Source organism: Caballeronia calidae (assembly GCF_900044055.2).
GTDB classification, from domain to species: Bacteria; Pseudomonadota; Gammaproteobacteria; order Burkholderiales; family Burkholderiaceae; genus Caballeronia; species Caballeronia calidae.
Genome location: NZ_FCOX02000006.1, coordinates 119,450 through 138,787 on the forward strand (window position 1 = coordinate 119,450; position 19,338 = coordinate 138,787).

At 64.4% G+C, this 19,338-nt stretch carries 18 protein-coding genes; 10 read left to right on the forward strand and 8 right to left on the reverse strand.

Annotation, left to right across the window (positions count from 1 at the left end):
- Positions 1-99 precede the first annotated feature (99 nt).
- Positions 100-1,554 (forward strand): MFS transporter, encoded by a 1,455-nt coding sequence (locus AWB78_RS08630; RefSeq protein ID WP_232477647.1) that lies wholly within the window; start codon positions 100-102, stop codon positions 1,552-1,554.
- A gap of 51 nt (positions 1,555-1,605) precedes the next feature.
- On the forward strand, positions 1,606-1,773 hold the full coding sequence (locus tag AWB78_RS46380) for a hypothetical protein (RefSeq protein WP_157697440.1): 168 nt from the start codon (positions 1,606-1,608) through the stop codon (positions 1,771-1,773).
- An 81-nt stretch (positions 1,774-1,854) separates the two neighbouring features.
- On the opposite strand, the gene AWB78_RS08635 is transcribed toward AWB78_RS46380, so the two are convergent.
- Positions 1,855-2,127: a hypothetical protein gene (locus AWB78_RS08635; RefSeq protein ID WP_062604144.1), complete on the reverse strand. Its 273-nt coding sequence runs from the start codon at positions 2,125-2,127 to the stop codon at positions 1,855-1,857.
- Positions 2,128-2,251: 124 nt separating this feature from the next.
- The gene (locus tag AWB78_RS08640; RefSeq protein ID WP_062604145.1) at positions 2,252-3,070 is read right to left on the reverse strand and encodes a helix-turn-helix domain-containing protein; all 819 of its coding nucleotides are present in this window, start codon (positions 3,068-3,070) and stop codon (positions 2,252-2,254) included.
- A 264-nt stretch (positions 3,071-3,334) separates the two neighbouring features.
- Between AWB78_RS08640 and motA the strand changes: the two genes are divergently transcribed.
- Entirely contained in the window at positions 3,335-4,207 is an 873-nt protein-coding gene (gene motA / locus AWB78_RS08645; protein WP_062604146.1) for a flagellar motor stator protein MotA, read from the forward strand.
- 30 nt (positions 4,208-4,237) lie between these two features.
- Positions 4,238-5,218, forward strand: a complete 981-nt coding sequence (gene motB, locus AWB78_RS08650; protein WP_062604147.1) for a flagellar motor protein MotB — start codon at positions 4,238-4,240, stop codon at positions 5,216-5,218.
- A 77-nt stretch (positions 5,219-5,295) separates the two neighbouring features.
- On the opposite strand, the gene AWB78_RS08655 is transcribed toward motB, so the two are convergent.
- The 4 genes from AWB78_RS08655 to kce form a co-directional block, all read right to left on the reverse strand.
- Complete coding sequence (locus tag AWB78_RS08655; protein WP_062604148.1) at positions 5,296-6,087, reverse strand: SDR family oxidoreductase; 792 nt, start codon at positions 6,085-6,087, stop codon at positions 5,296-5,298.
- A gap of 21 nt (positions 6,088-6,108) precedes the next feature.
- Positions 6,109-6,849, reverse strand: coding sequence for a beta-ketoacyl-ACP reductase (locus AWB78_RS08660; protein ID WP_062604149.1), 741 nt, complete (start codon positions 6,847-6,849; stop codon positions 6,109-6,111).
- A 26-nt stretch (positions 6,850-6,875) separates the two neighbouring features.
- Positions 6,876-8,222 carry an MFS transporter gene (locus tag AWB78_RS08665; protein ID WP_062604150.1) on the reverse strand — a complete coding sequence of 449 codons (1,347 nt, stop codon included), beginning with the start codon at positions 8,220-8,222 and terminating at the stop codon, positions 6,876-6,878.
- A gap of 68 nt (positions 8,223-8,290) precedes the next feature.
- Positions 8,291-9,229: a 3,5-dioxohexanoate:acetyl-CoA acetone transferase gene (gene kce / locus AWB78_RS08670; RefSeq protein ID WP_062604151.1), complete on the reverse strand. Its 939-nt coding sequence runs from the start codon at positions 9,227-9,229 to the stop codon at positions 8,291-8,293.
- A 154-nt stretch (positions 9,230-9,383) separates the two neighbouring features.
- Between kce and AWB78_RS08675 the strand changes: the two genes are divergently transcribed.
- Positions 9,384-10,409: an AraC family transcriptional regulator gene (locus tag AWB78_RS08675; RefSeq protein WP_062604152.1), complete on the forward strand. Its 1,026-nt coding sequence runs from the start codon at positions 9,384-9,386 to the stop codon at positions 10,407-10,409.
- A 3-nt stretch (positions 10,410-10,412) separates the two neighbouring features.
- Here the strand turns inward: AWB78_RS08675 and AWB78_RS08680 are convergent, their stop codons facing one another.
- On the reverse strand, positions 10,413-10,745 hold the full coding sequence (locus AWB78_RS08680) for a cupin domain-containing protein (RefSeq protein ID WP_062604153.1): 333 nt from the start codon (positions 10,743-10,745) through the stop codon (positions 10,413-10,415).
- A 31-nt stretch (positions 10,746-10,776) separates the two neighbouring features.
- Complete coding sequence (locus tag AWB78_RS08685; RefSeq protein WP_062604154.1) at positions 10,777-12,108, reverse strand: Nramp family divalent metal transporter; 1,332 nt, start codon at positions 12,106-12,108, stop codon at positions 10,777-10,779.
- A 316-nt stretch (positions 12,109-12,424) separates the two neighbouring features.
- Between AWB78_RS08685 and AWB78_RS08690 the strand changes: the two genes are divergently transcribed.
- The 5 genes from AWB78_RS08690 to AWB78_RS08710 all read left to right on the forward strand — a co-directional run bounded on the left by AWB78_RS08690 (position 12,425) and on the right by AWB78_RS08710 (position 19,336).
- A complete protein-coding gene (locus AWB78_RS08690) occupies positions 12,425-12,694 on the forward strand; it encodes a DUF4148 domain-containing protein (RefSeq protein ID WP_062604242.1) in 270 nt (89 codons plus the stop codon).
- Positions 12,695-12,919: 225 nt separating this feature from the next.
- Positions 12,920-13,186, forward strand: coding sequence for a DUF4148 domain-containing protein (locus tag AWB78_RS08695; protein ID WP_062604155.1), 267 nt, complete (start codon positions 12,920-12,922; stop codon positions 13,184-13,186).
- A 242-nt stretch (positions 13,187-13,428) separates the two neighbouring features.
- Positions 13,429-16,614 carry an efflux RND transporter permease subunit gene (locus tag AWB78_RS08700; protein ID WP_062604156.1) on the forward strand — a complete coding sequence of 1,062 codons (3,186 nt, stop codon included), beginning with the start codon at positions 13,429-13,431 and terminating at the stop codon, positions 16,612-16,614.
- A gap of 20 nt (positions 16,615-16,634) precedes the next feature.
- On the forward strand, positions 16,635-17,873 hold the full coding sequence (locus AWB78_RS08705; protein WP_062604157.1) for an efflux RND transporter periplasmic adaptor subunit: 1,239 nt from the start codon (positions 16,635-16,637) through the stop codon (positions 17,871-17,873).
- Complete coding sequence (locus AWB78_RS08710) at positions 17,870-19,336, forward strand: efflux transporter outer membrane subunit (RefSeq protein ID WP_062604158.1); 1,467 nt, start codon at positions 17,870-17,872, stop codon at positions 19,334-19,336. Before AWB78_RS08705 ends, AWB78_RS08710 begins: the two co-directional genes overlap by 4 nt.
- The last annotated feature ends 2 nt before the right edge of the window (positions 19,337-19,338 follow it).

Genomic DNA, 19,338 nt, shown 5'->3' on the forward strand with positions numbered 1-19,338 from the left:
ATGGCGCGCCGTTCACGCGGCGCGCCATTTTTTTGCCCTGCTTTCACGTTTCACCTCACGCCGAAACGTCGCACGCGCGCCACGCCTACGATGTTCGGCATGAACCCGAACCTCTCTCCTTCAGAAACGCATCTGTCCGCGCGGCAGATGCTCGTCGTCGCGGCGACCAGCGTCGGCTTCGTCGTCTCTCAGCTCGATGTGTCGATCGTGAATGTCGCGCTTGCGAGCATCGGACACGATCTGGACGCGGGCGTCGCGAGCCTGCAATGGACCGTCGACAGCTACGCACTGGCGTTCGCGTCGCTCATGCTCTCGGCGGGCGCGCTCGGCGACCGCTTCGGCGCGCGGCGGATGTTTCTCGGCGGGCTCGCGCTCTTCGCGCTGGCATCGCTCGCGTGTGCGTTCTCGCGCGATGCGCCGCAACTCATCGCCGCGCGCGCCCTGCAAGGCGTCGGCGCCGCCGCGATGCTGCCGAACTCGCTCGCGCTGCTCAACGCCGCGTGCGGCCACGACCGGCGCCTGCGCGCGCGTGCGGTCGGCCTGTGGACGGCGGCGGGCGCGGTGTCGATCGCGGCGGGGCCGGTCGTCGGCGGCGTGCTGATCGCGGCGTTCGGCTGGCGCAGCATCTTCTGGGTCAACGTGCCGATCTGCGCGGCGGGCGTGCTCGCGACGCTCGCGTGGGTCGGGAAGACGCGTGCGCAGGACGCGCACCCCGCGCGCGGCATCGACCTGCCCGGCCAGGCGCTCGCGATCGTCGCGCTGGCGGCGTTCGTCGGCGCGGTGATCGAGCTGCGTCCGCTCGGGCCGGCGCATCCGCTCGTCGCGGGCGGCCTCGTGCTGGCGCTCGCGGCGGGCGGCGCGTTCATCGCGATCGAGCGCACCAGCCGCGCGCCGATGCTGCCGCTTTCGCTCTTCGGCGAGCGCACGTTCAGCGCGGCGGTGGTCTTCGGCATCGGCGTGAATCTCACCTACTATGGAATGGTGTTCGTCCTGAGCCTGTACCTGCAGCGCGTGCTCGGCCAGACGCCCTTGCAGACCGGCCTCGCGTTCCTGCCGCTGACGGGCGGCTTTCTCGTCTCGAACCTGGCGAGCGGTCCCGTCGTGGCGCGCTTCGGCTCGCGCGGTCCGATGATCGCCGGCGCGCTCATCGATGCCGCCGGTTTCGCCGCGCTCGTCTTCGTCGATGCGACGACGCCCACCGCCGCGCTGCTCGTGCCGTTCCTGCTGATTCCGTCGGGCATGGGTCTCGCGGTGCCCGCGATGACGACCGCCTTGCTCGGCACCGTCGGCCAGCAGCGCGCGGGCACGGCGTCGGCTGTGCTCAACACCGCGCGGCAGGCGGCGGGCGCGATCGGCGTCGCGATGTTCGGCGCGCTCACGGCGCACGGCGACGGCGCGGCGAGCCCGCAACATATCGTCGATGCGGTGCGCTGGTCGGCGGGAATATCGGTCGCGCTGCTGTTGTGCGCCGCGCTGATCGCGCGTCATGTGCGCAATCCGGCGAACGAGATGCAGCGGGAACGCCCGTTGCACCGGTCAGGCGAAGCGCGTTGAAAAGCGACCGGCGCGCACGCCATCGACTCTATGAGGAGAAAGGAGAAGACCATGTCGACGATGCCCCGCTCCCCCGAGGAGCCGCGCGAGCCGGACCCGGACAAGCTGCTCGACCCGGACGCCCCGCCGAATCCCGAAGATCCCGACATGCCGGACGGCCCGGATTCGGCGACGCCCATCGTTCCCGCCGATCCGAAGAACGGCGAACCGCGCATGTAGGAGCTGTCCTCCGTCACGCAAAAATGCCCGCGCGGCCTTCCGACCGCGCGGGCATTTTTGCGTGATGCGCCACGAGAAAGACTACAGGCTCGTCGTCTGCACGGCGCCGGTTTCCAGCGCGCGCTCGATCAGCGCTTCCTGCTGCGCCTTGCGCACGGCATCGGCGACGAGCGTATCGGGCGCCTCGACCTCCGCCTTGATCGTGCCGATGATGCCGTCGGCCTCGACGATCACGAGCGATTCCGCCGAATCCGCCCGGCTGATGATGACGCGCGGCGGGCCGCCGCCTTCCGCGATGCTCGCGCAGAACTGCATCTTTTGCCCGCCGATCACTTGCTCGAATGTTTGAATCATCGCTGTCTTCCGCGTTGGTTGGACAAAAGCTGACACAGGCCGCGCGCTGCGCAGCCTGCTTATCGATTGATCCGCGCGCGTGCGCCAGGTTCAATTTTGTAAGCACGCGGGCAGCGATGCAAGTTCAGCGTCGTGCGTCGGCGAGATCGCGAAGGATATCGGCGGTAGCGTCGTCGGCGGGAAAGAAGGCTTCGATCGCGAGCTCCGACAAGGTGATATCGACCGGCGTGCCGAAAACCGTCGTCGTGCTGAAGAACGACAGGACGCCGTGCGGCGTGCGCATGCGCAAAGGCACGACGACCGGATCGGTCTCGCCGCGCGATGCGTCCCCGGCATGCACGGGCGCGGGATACGCCTCGAGCTCGGCGAGCAGCGCGACGAGCGTAGCATCGCCCGACACCTCGATCTGCCGGCGCAGCCGTGCGAGCAGATGCGCGCGCCATTCGTGCCAGTTGTCGATGGCATCGGCGAGACCTTGCGGATGCATCGACAGGCGCAGCACGTTCACCGGCGGCGCGAGCAGTTCCTCATGCGCCGAGGCGACGAGCGGCGCGATCGCCGCATTGGCCGCGACCATCGTCCAGTGACGATCCACCGCGAGCGCGGGATACGGCTCGTGCCCTTTCAGCACGAGATCGACCGCATGCCGCGCCGCCGCGAGTTGCGGATCGACGAGCGCGCGCTCGCGATACAGCGGTGCGTAACCGGCCGCGACGAGCAGCGTGTTGCGCTCGCGCAGCGGCACGTCGAGGCGCTCCGCGAGGCGCATCAGCATCTCGCGGCTCGGCAGCGAGCGGCCCGATTCGACGAAGCTCAGATGGCGCGTGGACACGTCCGCCTCGCCCGCGAGATCGAGCTGGCTCATGCGACGCCGCTGGCGCCATTCGCGCAGCAGCGCGCCGACGGTGGAATGCGCAACAGGGAGTGCGAGGGTCGAGTTCATGCGAGCCATGTTAGACGAAGCCAAAGCACGCGATCCATTACCCGCGACGTAAGCGGCGGCGCGCACAACATTCGGCAGCAGATCGAACGAACGTAAGATTTACTCCGCAAACATTTGCGCAGAAAAACTTGCACGCGCCACCCTAAATATCCGGGCGTTCCGAGCCGATAAGCCCCACAACAAGCGAACAATGCGTCGCGAGCCGTGCGCGTCTCAAGCCCGAGCACGCACGGCCCGCGGCGCGCGGATATTTGCGGAGAAATCATGTTTGTCATCATCGGATGGGTGGTGGTCATCGGCTCGGTGATCGGAAGCTTCATCGGCGTCGGCGGCCACCTCGCCGCGCTCGTGCAACCGTTCGAGCTGCTGTGTATTTTCGGCGCGGCGATCGGCGCGTTCGTCGTGTCGAATCCGACGCCCACGCTCAAGAAAACCCTGCAGGCGATCCCGAAGGTATTCAAGGGCGGCGGCTACACGAAAGAGAAATACCTCGCGCTGATCGCGCTGCTGTATGAACTGCTGCAAAAGGCGCGCAAGGAAGGGATGATGGCGCTCGAAGCCGATGTCGACGCGCCCGAGTCCAGCCCGCTCTTCCAGAAGTACGAGCACGTGATGGCCGATCATCATCTGCTCGATTTCATCGTCGACTATCTGCGCATGATGTCGGCGGGCAATGTCAACGCGCTCGAAATGCAGGACCTGATGGACGAAGAGCTCGAGACGCATCACGCCGAAAGCTCGGTGGCCGCGAACGCGATCCAGAAGATGGCAGACGGCCTGCCCGCGTTCGGTATCGTCGCGGCGGTGATGGGCGTCGTGCACACGATGGGCTCGGTCGGCGCGGCGCCCGCCGTGCTCGGCGAGATGATCGCGGGCGCGCTCGTCGGCACCTTCCTCGGCATTCTGCTGGCGTATGGCTTCATCGGCCCGCTCGCGGACCTGCTCAACGCGAAGGGCGCCGCCGAAGCGAAGCCGTTCCAGTGCGTGAAGTCCGTGCTGCTCGCATCGATGAACGGCTACGCGCCGACCGTCGCCGTCGAGTTCGGCCGCAAGGTGCTCTTCACCGCCGACCGTCCGAGCTTCAAGGAGCTCGACGACGCGGTGCGCGCCACCAAGATGCCGAAGTCGGCATCCTGATCACGCAGCGCACGCAAGGGAATTCCGCACATGGCTGAGAAACCATCACGCGATCCGCTGCAGTCGGTGCTCGCGCCTACTGTCGTCGTGAAACGCAAGAAGAAGGCGCACGCTCACGGTCATCACGGCGGCGCATGGAAGATCGCGTACGCCGACTTCGTCACCGCGATGATGGCGTTCTTTCTGTTGATGTGGCTGCTCGGATCGACGTCGAAGTACGACAAGGAAGGCATCGAGCAATACTTCAATACGCCGCTTTCCGCATTGTTCGGCAATGACGGCGGCGCGTCGGCGCATACGAGCGTCATCACGGGCGGCGGCAAGGATCTGTCGAGCTCGCGTCCCGGCGAAGGCCACAAGAGCCAGACGCAGCCGGTGCCGCAAACGATCGCGCGCGCGGCCGTCGCGATGGATGACCTGCAGAAGTTGCAGCAGCTCAAGCAGAAGCTCATGGCGCTCATCGAGCAGATGCCTGCATTGCGCGCGTTCAAGGATCAGATCCGGATCGCGATCACGAGCGAAGGCTTGCGCATCGAGATCGTCGATTCGCTCAATCGGCCGATGTTCGCTTCCGGCAGCTTCAGGCTGGAAGCTTATGTGACGACGATTCTGACGAACATCGGCGCATCGCTGAACGATGTCGATAACCGCGTGTCGATCGCGGGGCATACGGACGCCGTGCCTTATTCCGGGAGTCAGACGGGTTATTCGAACTGGGAACTGTCGAGCGAACGCGCCAATGCGGCACGGCGCGCGCTCGTCGCGGGCGGGATGAAGGAGAGCAAGGTGCTGCAGGTGCGCGGTCTCGCCGATGTCCTTCCGCTCAACAAGGACGTCGTCGATGAGCCGACCAATCGGCGCATCAGTATTCTCGTGCTGAACAAGGCCGCCGAGCAGGCGTTCTTCCGCGATGGCGGACGCACGACGGTGGATCAGACGCAGACCGTCGATGCGGCGATTCCGGCGGCGGTGGCGGTCAAGTCGAATGCGCCGGTGGCGGTGGTGAAATAAGCGCGCCCTGACTGCGCGGAATGCAAGCGCCATGCTCGTGAGGGCATGGCGCTTTTTTTACGTAAGCGCCGCGCGTTTCAAAGATACTCGACGTTGCCGTCCACGCTGATCGCCTGTCCGGTGATGTTGCCGGCGGCCGGCGAGGTCAGGAAGAGTGTCATTGCGGCAATGTCGTCGATGGTGACCATGCGCCGCAGCGATATCTTCCTGAGATAGTCATCGCGCATGGCTTCGAACGTGATGCCCAGCGCCGCCGCGCGCGCGGCGATCACGCGATCCATGCGCTCGCCCTGAACCACGCCGGGCAGGATCGCGTTGACGCGAATATTGCTCGGGCCCAGCTCGATCGCGAGCGACTTGGTCAGCCCGACGAGCGCCCACTTGGTGGCCGCATACGGCGTGCGAAACGCATAGCCGAGCCTCCCCGCGACCGACGACATCGTGACGATGCTCGCACGCTCCGACGTTTCCTTGAGCAAGGGCACGGCCCTGCGCAGAAAGTAGAACTGGCTGTTCAGATTGGTGGTGACCGTGCGTTCCCATTGCGCGGGATCGAGTTCTTCGATCGATCCCGTGGGGCCGGAGATGCCCGCATTGTTCACGAGCACATCGAGACCGCCCAGCGCTTGCCGGGTTCGCTCGATGACCTCATCGACCTGATGCGGATCACCGACATCCGCGACGCAGCCGTGCAGACCGACGTGTCCGGCTGTGAACTCGTCGATGGCTGAACCGTCGACATCGCAGATAAAGACCTGTGCGCCCGCTTGCAGAAACGCTTGCGCAATGCCCGCGCCGATGCCCGATGCCGCGCCGGTGATCAGCACGCGCAAGCCGGGTTGCGGTTTCAAAAGCTCGAATGCATTCATGTTCGTCGTGTCCGATGCCTGTCAGAGCGTCATGCCGCCGGATACTTCGATCACAGCGCCGTTGATGTAGCTGGCTTCGTCGCTGGCGAGGAACGCGTAGACGTTGGCGATTTCTTCCGGCTTGCCGAGGCGCGCGAGCGGCACTTGCGCGCGCATCCTGTCGAGCACGTCGCCGGGAACGGTGGAGAGGATCGGCGTATCGACGAAGCCGGGCGCGACCGCGTTGACGCGTATGCCTTTCGGGCCGAGCTCGCGGCTCCATGTCTTGGTGAAGCCGATCACGCCGAACTTCGCCGCCGCGTAGTTGGTCTGCCCGTAGTTGCCGTAAATGCCGACGACCGAGCTCGCGTTGAGAATCACGCCCGAGCCGTGCGCGATCATGCTGTCGACCACCGCCTGGCTCGCATGAAACACGCTTCGAAGATTCACGTCGATCACGGCATCGAACTGATCGAGCGTCATCTTTTGCAGGCGCGCATCGCGCGTGATGCCCGCGTTGTTCACCAGCACGTCGATGCGTCCGTGGCGCCCGAGCACCGCCGCGACCATTTCGTCGACACTGCGGCGTTCGGACATGTCGATGCAAAAGGCGCTCGCGTCGCCGCCCGTCTCGCGGCATTGCGCGACGACATCGCTCACCGATGCCTGGTTCACATCGCATGCGACGACCGTCGCGCCTTCTCGCGCGAACTTCAGTGCGGTCGCCGCGCCGATGCCTTGCCCCGCTCCGGTGACGATCGCCACCTTGTTTTCCAGTCTCATGGTTCCGTTCTCGTTCGTTGTGTCAGTCATGAGCGCATGCCCGCTGCATTGCCGTTGTCCATCGGCGCCGATGCGCCCGCTTCGCGTCGGATCGCTCTCGCGAACACCGGCACGAGCGCGAGGCCGAGCACCGATGCCGCGACGATCACCAGAAAGCCCGAATCGCTGCGGCCCGTGACGGTTTCGGTCATGCCGAAGAGATACGGCCCCACGAAGCCGCCGATCAGGCCGATCGTGTTGATGAACGCAAGCCCCGCCGCCGCCTGAATGCCCTGAAGGCGCTTCATCGCGATGGCCCAGTACGAGGGCAGCACGCCGCCGCCGAAGAATGCCGTGACGGCCAGCAGCACCATGCGCCCCGCCGGACTCGCCGTCGCGATGAACGCGCACGCGCCCGCGACGAGCCCCACCGTCAGGATGCCGAGATACACGCAGTCGTTGCCATGACGGCGATGCAGCCGCGGCAGGATCAGCACGCCGAGCAGAAAGCCGACGCCCACGCTCGCCGACAGCAGCCCCACGATGAACGGCGTCTTGATGTGCATTTGCTGGATGATCGCGGGCGTGAAGAAGTACAGCCCGACGAAGGCCACCTGATTCAGGAAATAGATCAGGCCGATGAGCACGGTCGTCGGCCGCTTCAGCGCAGCCAGCCAGTCCGCCGACGTGAGTTCCGGATGCCCGTGCGTATCGATCACGGCGCGCGCTTCGAGCGCCTGCGCTTCTTCGGGCGAGAGCCAGCGCGCATCGCGCGGACGCTCCGGCAGCTTGAAGTACAGCAGCACGCCGGCGAGCACGCTCGGAATGCCTTCGATCATGAACATCCATTGCCAGCCGTGCAGACCGCCGATGCCGCCGAGCTGCATCAGCGCGCCGCCGATCGGGTTGCCGAGCACGAGCGCGAGCGCCGGCGCGGTATAAATCCAGCCCACCGCGATCGGCCGGTCCTGCGGCGCGAACCACAGCGTCACCATGTACATGAGCGCGGGAAAGAGCCCGGCTTCGGCGATACCGAGCAGCACGCGCAGCGCATAGAACGACCACTCGCCCTGCACGAACATCATCGCGGTGGAGAGGATGCCCCAGCTCACCGCGATGCGCGCGATCCAGCGTCTCGGGCCCACGCGATGCGCGGCGAGATTGCTCGGCACTTCGAGCAGCGCGTAGCCGATGAAGAAGATGCCCGAGCCGAGGCCGTATGCCGCCGCGCTGATGCCCACGTCGGCGGCGAGCTGCATCTTCGCCAGCGCCACATTGGTGCGGTCGAGGAAGGACATGAAGTAGATCGCGCACATGAGCGGGATGAGCCGCAGCATCGCTGTGCGCGTCGCGGCGCGATGCAATGCGTCGATACTTGATTTGACGGTATCCATGTTGTCTCCGTTTGGATCGGCTGCTCTTGTCGTGCGATGGCAGCGTGGGTCGAATGATTGAGAAAGCGTCAGAGCGTGACCTTGTCGCGCCCCTTGAGACCGAGCATCGCGCGCGCGTCCTCGGGCGTCGCGATGTCGAACGAAAGTGCTTCGAGAATGCGGCGAATCTTGCGCACCTGTTGCGCGTTCGATTCCGCCTTCACGCCCTTCGCGATATACACGCTGTCTTCGAGGCCGACGCGCACGTTGCCGCCGAGAATGGCGCTCATGGTGACGAGCGGCATCTGATGACGGCCGGCGCCCAGCACCGAGAAGTGATAGTTGTCGCGCCCGAACAGGCGATCCGCCGTCGCGCGCATGACGGTCATGTTTTCGGGGTCCGCGCCCATGCCGCCGAGAATCCCGAACACCGACTGAATGAAGAACGGCGGCTTCACGAGCCCCTGATCGACGAAATGCGCGAGATTGTAGAGATGGCCGAGGTCGTAGCATTCGAACTCGAAGCGCGTGCCTTTGCCGCCCAGCTCCAGCAGGATGTGCCTGATGTCCTTGAACGTGTTGCGGAAGATCATGTCTTCCATGCCTTCCACGTAGTCCTTCTCCCAGCCATGCCGCCACGACGACACCTTCGACGCGAGCGGATGGATCGAGAAGTTCATCGAGCCCATGTTGAGCGAGCACATCTCGGGCGCCGCTCGGAGCGGATACGCGAGCCGTTCTTCGAGCGTCATGCGCGTGCTTCCGCCCGTCGTGATGTTGATGACCGCATCCGTCGCTTCGGCGATGGCAGGCACGAACTGACGGAATACATCGGGGCTCGGCGTCGGACGCCCATCGACGGGATCGCGCGCATGCAGATGGATGATCGCCGCGCCCGCCTCGGCCGCTTCGATCGCCTGATCGCGGATCTGCGCCGGCGTGATCGGCAAATGCTCCGACATCGTGGGAACGTGCGTCGCGCCGGTCACGGCGCATGAAATGATGACCTTCCGGTCTGCCTTGCTCATCTTTGCTGTCCTCGTCTCCATGCCTGCACTGGACCGTCCCGATGACGGACGGCGGCTTGTGACGGTCATCTTATTGAGCTAGCATCCTCTCCGTAAGGTCATTTTCGGACACGCGGGAGTCCCGCGAGGACAATGTGAATCGGGGGAGGACAGCATGTCGGTGAACCGGCCACCGCTCAACGAGCGCATGTACGCGCCGTACAAAATTGCCGCGCTGGTGGAGGTGCTGGCCGAGCAGGGCATCGCGCCGGAGGACAGCCTGCGCGGCAGCGGTGTCAGCGTGGACGCATTGCAGGACGCGTCGGTGCTCACGTCCATCGGCCAATATGCGGCGGTGTGCAAGAACGCCTTGTCGCTGTCGCGCGATCCGTCCACGCCGTTCAAGGTCGGCGGAAAGCTGCACCTGTCGGCGTACGGCATGTACGGATACGCGCTGATGTCGTGTCTTTCCCTGCGCGATTACTTCAAGCTGGGCGTCAAGTACCATCGGCTCGCCACGCCGATGGTCGCGATCGAATGGACCGAATATCCGGACCGGATGGTCTGGACGTTCCCCGACGCCTTCATGTCGAGCCCGTCGAAAGAGCTGCGCGAATTCGTCATCGAGCAGCAGTACACGCAGCACGTCACGCATCTTCAGGATGTCGCGGGCGGCGTGTGCCCGCCGCTCAAGGCGTGCTTCTCGTATCCCGCGCCCGCGCACGCGAATATCTATCCGGACTATCTGGGCTGTCCGTGCTACTTCGATCAGGAGCAATGCGAGCTCATCTACGACAGCGCGATACTCGACCGCAAACCGCAACTCGCGCATCAGCTCACTTCGACGCTGCTGCAGGAAACATGCGACCGGCTGATCGGACAGGCGAAGACATCCAGCGGCGTATCGGGCGAGGTCTACCAGATTCTGATGAGCACGCCAGGCGTCTTTCCCGGCATGGAGACGGTCGCCGAGACGATGCACATGACGACGCGCACCTTGCGGCGGCGGCTCGAAGCGGAAAGCACTTCGTTTCTCGCGATCGTCGATGATGTGCGGCGCTCGCTCGCGCTCGAGTATCTGAAGACGACCAAGATGAGCACGGACGATGTCGCGATGCTTCTCGGCTTCAGCGATACGGCCAATTTCCGCCGCGCACTGAAGCGCTGGACGGGCAAAGGTCCCGGCGAACTGCGGGGTTGAAGTTCAACGCTCGTAATAGATCGCAAGCCAGATGGTTTGCTCTTCGCCATGCGTCCACGCGACCCGATGCCGGCAATGCGGCTCGATCAGCACGTAGTCGCCCGGACGCATCTCGTGCAACGTCGAGTCCTCTTCGAACTCGAGCGCGGCCGCGCCCGACAGCAGCACGACCCATTCGGCGCGTGAGTCGTCGTACCAGAAGCCTTCGGGGCTCGCGTGTCCCATCGACACGATCCGCTCCACGTTCAGGCGTTGCCCCGTGACGATCATGTCGATCCGCTCGTCGGCGCCGCCCTTCGCTTCGAAGCTGAACAGGTTACCCGTTTGAAGTTGCATGGCTCGACCTCACGTCAACGTTTGCTTCACTTCACCGAAGCCACTCTCCCACCGTCTGCACCACGAGCCAGACATTCGCCGCGCTGATCACCGCGAACAGCGCCCACGCGACGACCTTCGTGTGCGGCCTGTTCACGAACGTGCCCATCAGAGCGCGATCGCTCGTCATGCGGATCAGCGGATACAGCGCGAACGGCAACTGCAGACTCAGCACGACCTGGCTCGCCACGAGCAGCTTCCCGACCGCGCCATTGCCCATCACATACACGCCGATCAACGCCGGCACGAGCGCGAGCGCCCGCGTGATGAAGCGCCGCTGATAACACGGAATCTTCAGCCGCAGGAACCCTTCCATGATGACCTGCCCCGCGATCGTCCCGGTAAAGGTCGAGCTCTGTCCTGAAGCAAACAGCGTCACCGCGAAGAGAATCGCCGCGAGCCCCGTCCCGACGATAGGCGCGAGCAGCTTATAGGCATCTTCGATTTCGGTGACTTGCGTATGCCCCGTCGCATGAAACGCCGAGGCGGCAAGAATCAGGATAGCCGCATTGATGAGCAACGCAAGCACGAGCGACACGACGGTATCGAGCCGCGAAAGGCTGATCGCCGACGCGAGGCTCTTCGCAGCGCGATCGACCACCCGCGTCTGCACGATCGACGAATGCAGATACAGGTTATGCGGCATCACGGTCGCACCGAGAATCCCGATCGCGAGATAAAGCGGCTCCCGATCGCTCAACGCATGGATCGAAGGCACGAGGCCCGCCGCGACCGATGGCCAGTGCGGCTTCACCAACGCGAGCTCGACGACATAGCCCACGCCGATCGTTGCGATGAGCCCGAGCATGATCGCTTCGAGATCGCGAAAGTTCTTGCCCTTCAGGCCCAGCACGATGAGCGTATCGAACGCGGTAAGCACGACGCCCCACATCAGCGAGACGCCGAACAGCAAGTGAAACGCGAGCGCGCCGCCGAGCACTTCCGCCAGATCGCACGCGATGATCGACAACTCCGCGAGCATCCATTGCACATTCGCCACCGGCTTCGCATAGCGCTCGCGCGATAGCTGCGCGAGATCCTTCCCCGTGACGATGCCGAGGCGCATCGACAGACATTGCAGCACCATCGCCGCGAGACTCGACAGCAGGACGACGAAGAGCAGGCTATAGCCATAGCGCGATCCGGCTTCGATATCGGTCGCCCAGTTGCCGGGGTCCATATAGCCGATGGAAATGAGCAGGCCCGGCCCCGCGAACTGCAATAGCTTCTTCCAGAGCGGCGCGCCCTGCGCGACGGCGACAGAGCCTTTGACTTCGGATGGACAGAACGGCGCGGTGGCCGTGGTCGGCAGATTGAACGGCAATTTATCGGTTCCTGATGCGGTATCGGGACAGTCCATGATGCGCGCGATGAATCGTGCGCAATGTTCTTCCAGGCGACTTACAAAACGCCTCACGCGGGCGAGTCTATCACCGGCCGTGCGCGATCACAGACGCCCTCTCGACGGCTTCGCGGCACATTCTGCGCACGCACCAATCTGACCAAAGGGCCATCTGATGGCCAGCATGTCGTCACCGTACGACAAATAGAATCGAGGGGTGGCTGTGGTGGCCGTGGCGACGCTGTATATCGCGCAACCGCACGCCGCGTTCATCCTTCACTCGCATGAGGAGTACGCCATGAAACTGGTCACACGCATCGCCGTCGTCGCGCTCGCCGCCGCGCCGCTCGCCGCGCTCGCGCAAAGCGAAGGCCTCACACGCGCCCAGGTGAAGCAGGACCTGCAGCGCGTCGAGCAAGCCGGCTACAACCCGTCCGAGCGCGACGCATTCTATCCGGACAACATCCAGGCAGCGGAACAAAAGCTGCAGTCCTCCACCGCCTACGGTTCATCATCCGATGGTTCGTCCGCATCGGGGCAACCCGCGATGCAGCAGAACTCGCAATAGCGCTTCATCGGTCCAGCCAATGAGACACGCGCGGCTCCCGCCGCCCGCGAACGATCCCGCGCCGTCTCCATCTCGCTCTTCGTTTCGCTTCGCGCAATCGTTCCATTCATCCCTGCCTCAGGCGAAGCGCGCTCATATCGACAACCTACAATCGCGAAGCGGCTGTCCGCACAGCACGCCCGCGTAGAGCCGCGTTCATCCCATCATTCGCATGAGGAGTCCGCCATGAAGCTTGTCACGCGCATCGCCTTCTTCGTTCTCGCCGCCGCGCCGCTCGCCGCGCTCGCTCAATCGAGCGCACTCACGCGCCAGCAGGTCCGCGAAGATCTGGTGCAGGCCGAGAAGGCCGGATACCGCCCGGGAGAAAACGACGGCCGATATCCCGGCAGCTTCCTCGACATCAAGGAAGGCATCTATACAGGCGCGAGCGTGTATCGCATGCAGCCGGGTTATCCGAACCTCGCTCCCAATGCGGAAAGTTATCTGCGCTGAAGCGAATCTATTCCCGTCATGTTCGAAAGATGCGCGCGGCCCTGACCGCGCGCTTTCGTATGCTTGCTTTCAAAACGCCTAATCTGACGAAAGCGCCATATTCACGTCATATTGTCGTTGGTGCCCGGCCACTACCATAGCGGCACTGATGGCGAACCGCACGCCTCGCTCCGTCATTGCGTCCCGCGCGCCGCCTTCGTCTCACTCGCAGCGCCCTTCCCCAGCATCTTCCGAACGACTCAATGTGGATAGTCAACGTTGCGCTCAAGCGGCCTTACACGTTCATCGTGATGGCCATCATGATCCTGCTGGCAACGCCCTTCGTCCTCGTGACGACACCAGTGGACGTGCTTCCCGAAATCGATATTCCCGTCGTCAGCATCATCTGGAACTACACCGGCCTTTCCGCGCAGGACGTGGCCAATCGCATCACGTCGGTCAACGAGCGCAGCCTCACGACCACGGTGAACAACATCGAGCATATCGAGTCGCAATCGCTGCAAGGCATCGCGATCATCAAGCTCTTTCTGCAACCCACGGCGAACATTCAGACCGCGATTGCGCAGACGGTCGCCGTCGAGCAGGCGCAACTCAAGCAGATGCCGCCGGGCGCGACGCCGCCGCTCGTCATCAGCTATTCGGCGTCGAGCATTCCGGTGATCCAGCTCGGACTGTCTAGTCCAAGGCAGTCGGAGCAGGACCTGAACGACACCGCGCTCAACTTCCTGCGCCCGCAGCTCGTGACGATTCCCGGCGCGGCCGTGCCCTACCCTTACGGCGGCAAGACGCGGCTCATCTCCGTCGATCTCGACACGCGCGCGCTGCTCGCCAAGGGACTCACGCCGACCGACGTCGTGCAGGCCGTCAACGCACAAAACCTGATCTTGCCGACGGGCACCGCGAAAATCGGCCCGAAGGAATACACGATCAACATGAACGGCTCGCCCGCGACGGTCGCGGGACTGAACGACATTCCCGTACGCACGATCAACGGCGCGACGACCTACCTGCGCGAGGTCGCCCACGTGCGCGACGGCTTCTCGCCGCAGACCAACATCGTGCGGCAGGACGGTCATCGCGGCGTGCTGATCTCGGTGCTGAAGAACGGCAACGCGTCGACGCTGTCCATCGTCAACACGCTGAAGGATCTCTTGCCGCAAGCGCGCGCCTCGCTGCCGCCCGATCTCAAGATCAGCGCGCTCTTCGATCAGTCGGTGTTCGTGAAGGCCGCCGTGCAGGGCGTGGTGCGCGAGGCGCTGATCGCCGCCGCGCTCACCGCTGCGATGATCCTGCTCTTTCTCGGCAACTGGCGCAGCACGTGCATCATCGCGATCTCGATACCGCTCTCGATTCTCTCGTCGCTGATCGTGCTGCATGCGCTCGGGCAGACCATCAACATCATGACGCTGGGCGGCCTTGCGCTCGCGGTCGGCATTCTCGTCGACGATGCGACCGTGACGATCGAAAACATCGAGCGGCACCTGCACATGGGCACCGATCTGCACGATGCGATTCTCGAAGGCGCGGGAGAGATCGCGGTGCCCGCGCTCGTGTCGACGCTATGCATCTGCATCGTGTTCGTGCCGATGTTCTTTCTCACCGGCGTCGCGCGCTATCTCTTCGTGCCGCTTGCCGAAGCGGTCGTCTTCGCGATGCTCGCTTCGTACATCCTGTCGCGCACGCTCGTGCCGACGCTCGCCATGCTCCTGATGGGCCACGCACACGCGCCCGATGCGAAGGCAAGGCCGAATCTTTTCATGCGCCTGCACCGCCGTTTCGATCGCGGCTTCGAGCGCATGCGCGGCGCGTATATTGTGATTCTGTCGAGCCTGCTGGTGCGCAGGCGTCTTTTCGCGGCGCTCTTTCTGGGCTTCTGCGTGTTATCGGCCGGCCTCGTGTTCGTGCTCGGCGAGGACTTCTTTCCGAGCGTCGATGCCGGCGATATCCGCATGCACATGCGCGCCCCGACGGGCACGCGCATCGAGGAAACCGCGCGTCTCGCCGATGAAGTCGAAAAGGTCGTGCGCCAGGTCGTGCCGCAGGACGAGCTCGCGACGATACTCGATAACCTCGGCCTGCCTTATAGCGGCATCAATCTGTCGTACAGCAACGCGGGCACGATCGGCACGCTCGACGGCGAGATTCAGGTCGCGTTGAAACCCGATCACGCGCCGACTCAAAACTACATCGACGAACTGCGCGCGCTTCTGCCGCGCCGCTTTCCCGGCGTCGAGTTCTTCTTTCAGCCCGCCGATATCGTCACGCAGATTTTGAACTTCGGCCTGCCCGCCGCCATCGACGTGCAGATTCAAGGGCAGAACGGCCGAGCGAACTTCGAAGTCGCGAGCAGGCTGATGAAGCAGATCCGCATGATTCCCGGCAATGTCGACACCCACATCCAGCAGAAGCTCGACGAGCCCGCGATCGACCTGCAGATGGACCGCACGCGCCTGCAGCAACTCAATCTCTCCGCGAGCAATGTCGCGCAGAACGTGCTCGTCTCGCTATCGGGCAGCTCGCAAACCGCGCCGGGATTCTGGTTCAATCCGCGCAACGGCGTCGAGTACAACCTCGCGGTGCAGACGCCGCAGTATCAGGTTTCGTCCATCGACGAACTCCTGCGCACGCCCGTGTCCGCATCGCTCAACGGGCCCACGCAACTGCTCGGCAATCTCGTGCGCCTCTCGCCGCAGACGCAGTTCGCGGTGGTCACCCACTACAACATCCGGCCCGTGATCGATCTCTTCGTGAGCGTGGAAGGGCGCGATCTCGGCGGCGTCGCGCGGCAGGTGAATCATCTCGTCGATGAAGCGCGCAAGACGCTTCCGCGCGGCAGCCAGATCGTCGTGCGCGGACAGGTCGAAACGATGCGCACGTCGTTCCTTGGCCTTGGCCTGGGCGTCGCGATGGCGATCGTGCTCGTGTATCTGCTGATCGTCGTGAACTTCCAGTCGTGGATCGATCCGCTCATCATCGTGAGCGCATTGCCCGCGGCGCTCGCGGGCATCATCTGGATGCTCTTTCTCACCGGCACGCATTTGAGCGTGCCCGCGCTCACCGGCGCCATCATGACGATGGGCGTCGCCACCGCGAACAGCATCCTCATGGTCTCGTTCGCGCGGCAACGGCTGAACGCGGGCATGCCGCCGCTCACCGCCGCGCTCGAAGCGGGCGCGAGCCGCATCCGTCCCGTGCTGATGACCGCCTTCGCGATGATCATCGGCATGGTGCCGATGGCACTCGGTCTCGGCGAAGGCGCGGAACAGAACGCGCCGCTCGGCCGCGCGGTCATCGGCGGCCTGCTGTTCGCAACGGTTTCCACGCTCTTTTTCGTGCCGCTCGTCTTTGCAGGCATTCATGCGCGTCTGGCGCGGCGCGCCGCGCGCAAGAACACGCGCCCGCATGAACACGACAGCGGCCAACACTGACTTCACGGCATTCGACGAACATGACCGAAAAGAATCACGCATCGCTTGCGATTCCCGCACGCGACCCGAACGAAGGGCCCGCGCTGCCGCCGCGCAATGCCGAATGGAAGCGCGCGAAGATCGCGCTCGTCATCGTGCTCGCGCTGCTTGCGATCGGCGCGGCGCGCACCGTCGTCACCGACGTGCTGCATAACCGCTCGATGGCCGCACGCACGCAGCAGAACGCGCAGCAGTATGTGAATGTCGTGCAGCCGTCGCAAACGGACGGCGGCGGTGAGACGACGCTGCCCGGCACCTTGCGCGGCTTCGTCGAATCGCCGATCTATGCGCGCGCAACGGGCTATCTGCTGCACTGGTATGTCGATATCGGCACGCGCGTGAAGCAAGGCCAGTTGCTCGCCGATCTCGATACGCCCGAGATCGATCAGGAACTCGCGCAAGCGGTCGCGCAGCGCGACCAGACCGCATCGAGCCTCGGTCTTGCGAAGAGTTCGCTCGAACGCTGGCAACAACTGCGTCAACGCGATGCCGTGTCTCAACAGGAACTCGACGAACGTCAGAGCACATTCAACCAGGACGTCGCGAACCTCGCCGCCGCCGATGCCAACGTGAAGCGTCTGCGTCAGCTCGAATCGTTCAAGCGCATCGTTGCGCCGTTTGCCGGCGTCGTCACGCAGCGCAATGTCGATGTGGGCGATCTCATCGATGCGGGCAGCGGCACGAGCCGCGCGCTCTTCGCACTCGCGCAGTCCGATCCGTTGCGCGTGTTCGTGCAGATGCCGCAGGCGTATGCGCAGAACGTGGCGGTCGGACAGGACGTGGCCGTCTCGCAGGCGGAACTGCCGGGCGAGCAGTTCCACGGCAAGATCACGCATATCTCCGGCGCGATCGACGTACCCACGCGCTCGCTGCAGATCGAAGTGACGCTGCCCAATCCCGATGGCCGTCTGCGCCCCGGCGCGTATGTGCAGGTCGCGCTGCCCGCAACCGCGCATGCGCGCCTGCTCGTGCCCGGCAATGCGCTGCTGTTTCGCTCGGAGGGCCCGCGCCTCGCCGTCGTCGATGCGAACGGACAGGTGCATCTGCACAAGATCGTGATCGCGCAGGATCTCGGTCAGTCGCTCGAAATCGAGAGCGGCATCGAGGCGAGCGACAAGATCATCATCAACCCGAGCGATTCGATCGCGGACGGCGATCATGTCGTCATTGCGCCGCACGGGCTGCAACAGCCTGCATCGGGCAACAAGGCCGCATCATGAAAGCCGCGCTCTGCATCATGCTCGTGCCGATGCTCGTGGCCTGCACCGTCGGGCCCGACTATCATCGGCCCGTCGCGGAGACACCGCCGACATGGAAGACCGATTCGTACTGGCGCGTCGGCGAACCGTCACATGCGCCGCTCGCGCTCGACTGGTGGCAAGGCTTCGACGACGCCACGCTCAACACGCTCGAAACGCAGGCGCTCGCGCAGAACCAGACGCTCGCCGCCGCGAGCGCGCATTACGCGCAGGCACGCGCGACGCTCGCGCAAACCTCCGCGCTCGCGCTGCCCGAAGTCGATCTCGGCGCGAACGCATCGCGCTCGCGCATTTCGACGAATCGCCCGGTCAACAACTACGCGACGCCGAACAGCTCCACCGTGCAGAACGATCTGAAGCTCGCGCCGACCGTCAATTACGACGTCGATCTCTTCGGCCGCATCCGGCGCGAAGTGGAAGGCGCGCGCGCATCGGCCGATCAATCGCGCGACGATCTGGCGAATGCGCGGCTCGTGCTCACGACCGATCTCGCCAGCGATTACTTCTCGATGCGCGAGCTCGATGCCGAAATCGACGTGCTGAACCGTTCCGTCGATCTGCAGATGAAAGCGCTCGATTACGTGAAAGCGCAGCATGATCTCGGCGCGGTCTCCGGCCTCGATGTGCTGCAGCAACAGGCACTGCTCGACCAGACACGCGTGCAGGCGCAGTTGCTCCTGAATCAGCGCGCGCAATTCGAACATGCCATTGCCGCGCTCGTCGGCACGCCCGCGCCGCAATTCTCCATCGCGCGCGAGTCGAACGATCGCCCGCTTCCGCCGATACCGCTCGGCGTGCCGAGCGATGTGCTGCAACGCAGGCCCGATGTCGCATCGGCCGAACGCGCGATGGCCGCGGCCAATGCGCAGATCGGCGTCGCGAAGGCGGCGTTCTTCCCGAGCCTCACGCTGAATGGCACCATCGGTTGGGAAAGCACCGCGTTTTCCAGCCTCATTTCAGCACCGAGCCTGTTATGGACCATCGGCACGATGGCGAGCCAGGTCGTGTTCGACGGAGGGCGACGCGCCGCCGCCGTCGATTTCGCGAACGAAGGTTACGTCGCGGCGGTCGCGAATTATCGGCAAACGGTGCTCGGCGCGTTTCAGCAAGTGCAGGACGGGATCGTCGGATTGTCGGTGCTCGATGGCGCGGCGAAGCAATCGCACGCGGCGGTCGAAGACGCGCAACGCCTGCTGTCGCTCGCGAACGATCGTTATTCGGGCGGGCTCGTCGCCTATCTCGACGTCATCACCGCGCAGCAGCAATTGCTCACGAGCGAACGTCAGGACGTGCAGATTCGCGGGCAGCAGCGCACGGTGTCGGTCGCGCTCGTGAAGGCGCTGGGCGGCGGCTGGGACGTCCAGGACGCGACACGCGATAGCGAAGAAGTTGCAAATGCAAGCGATAGACCGACGCCGCGCTGACA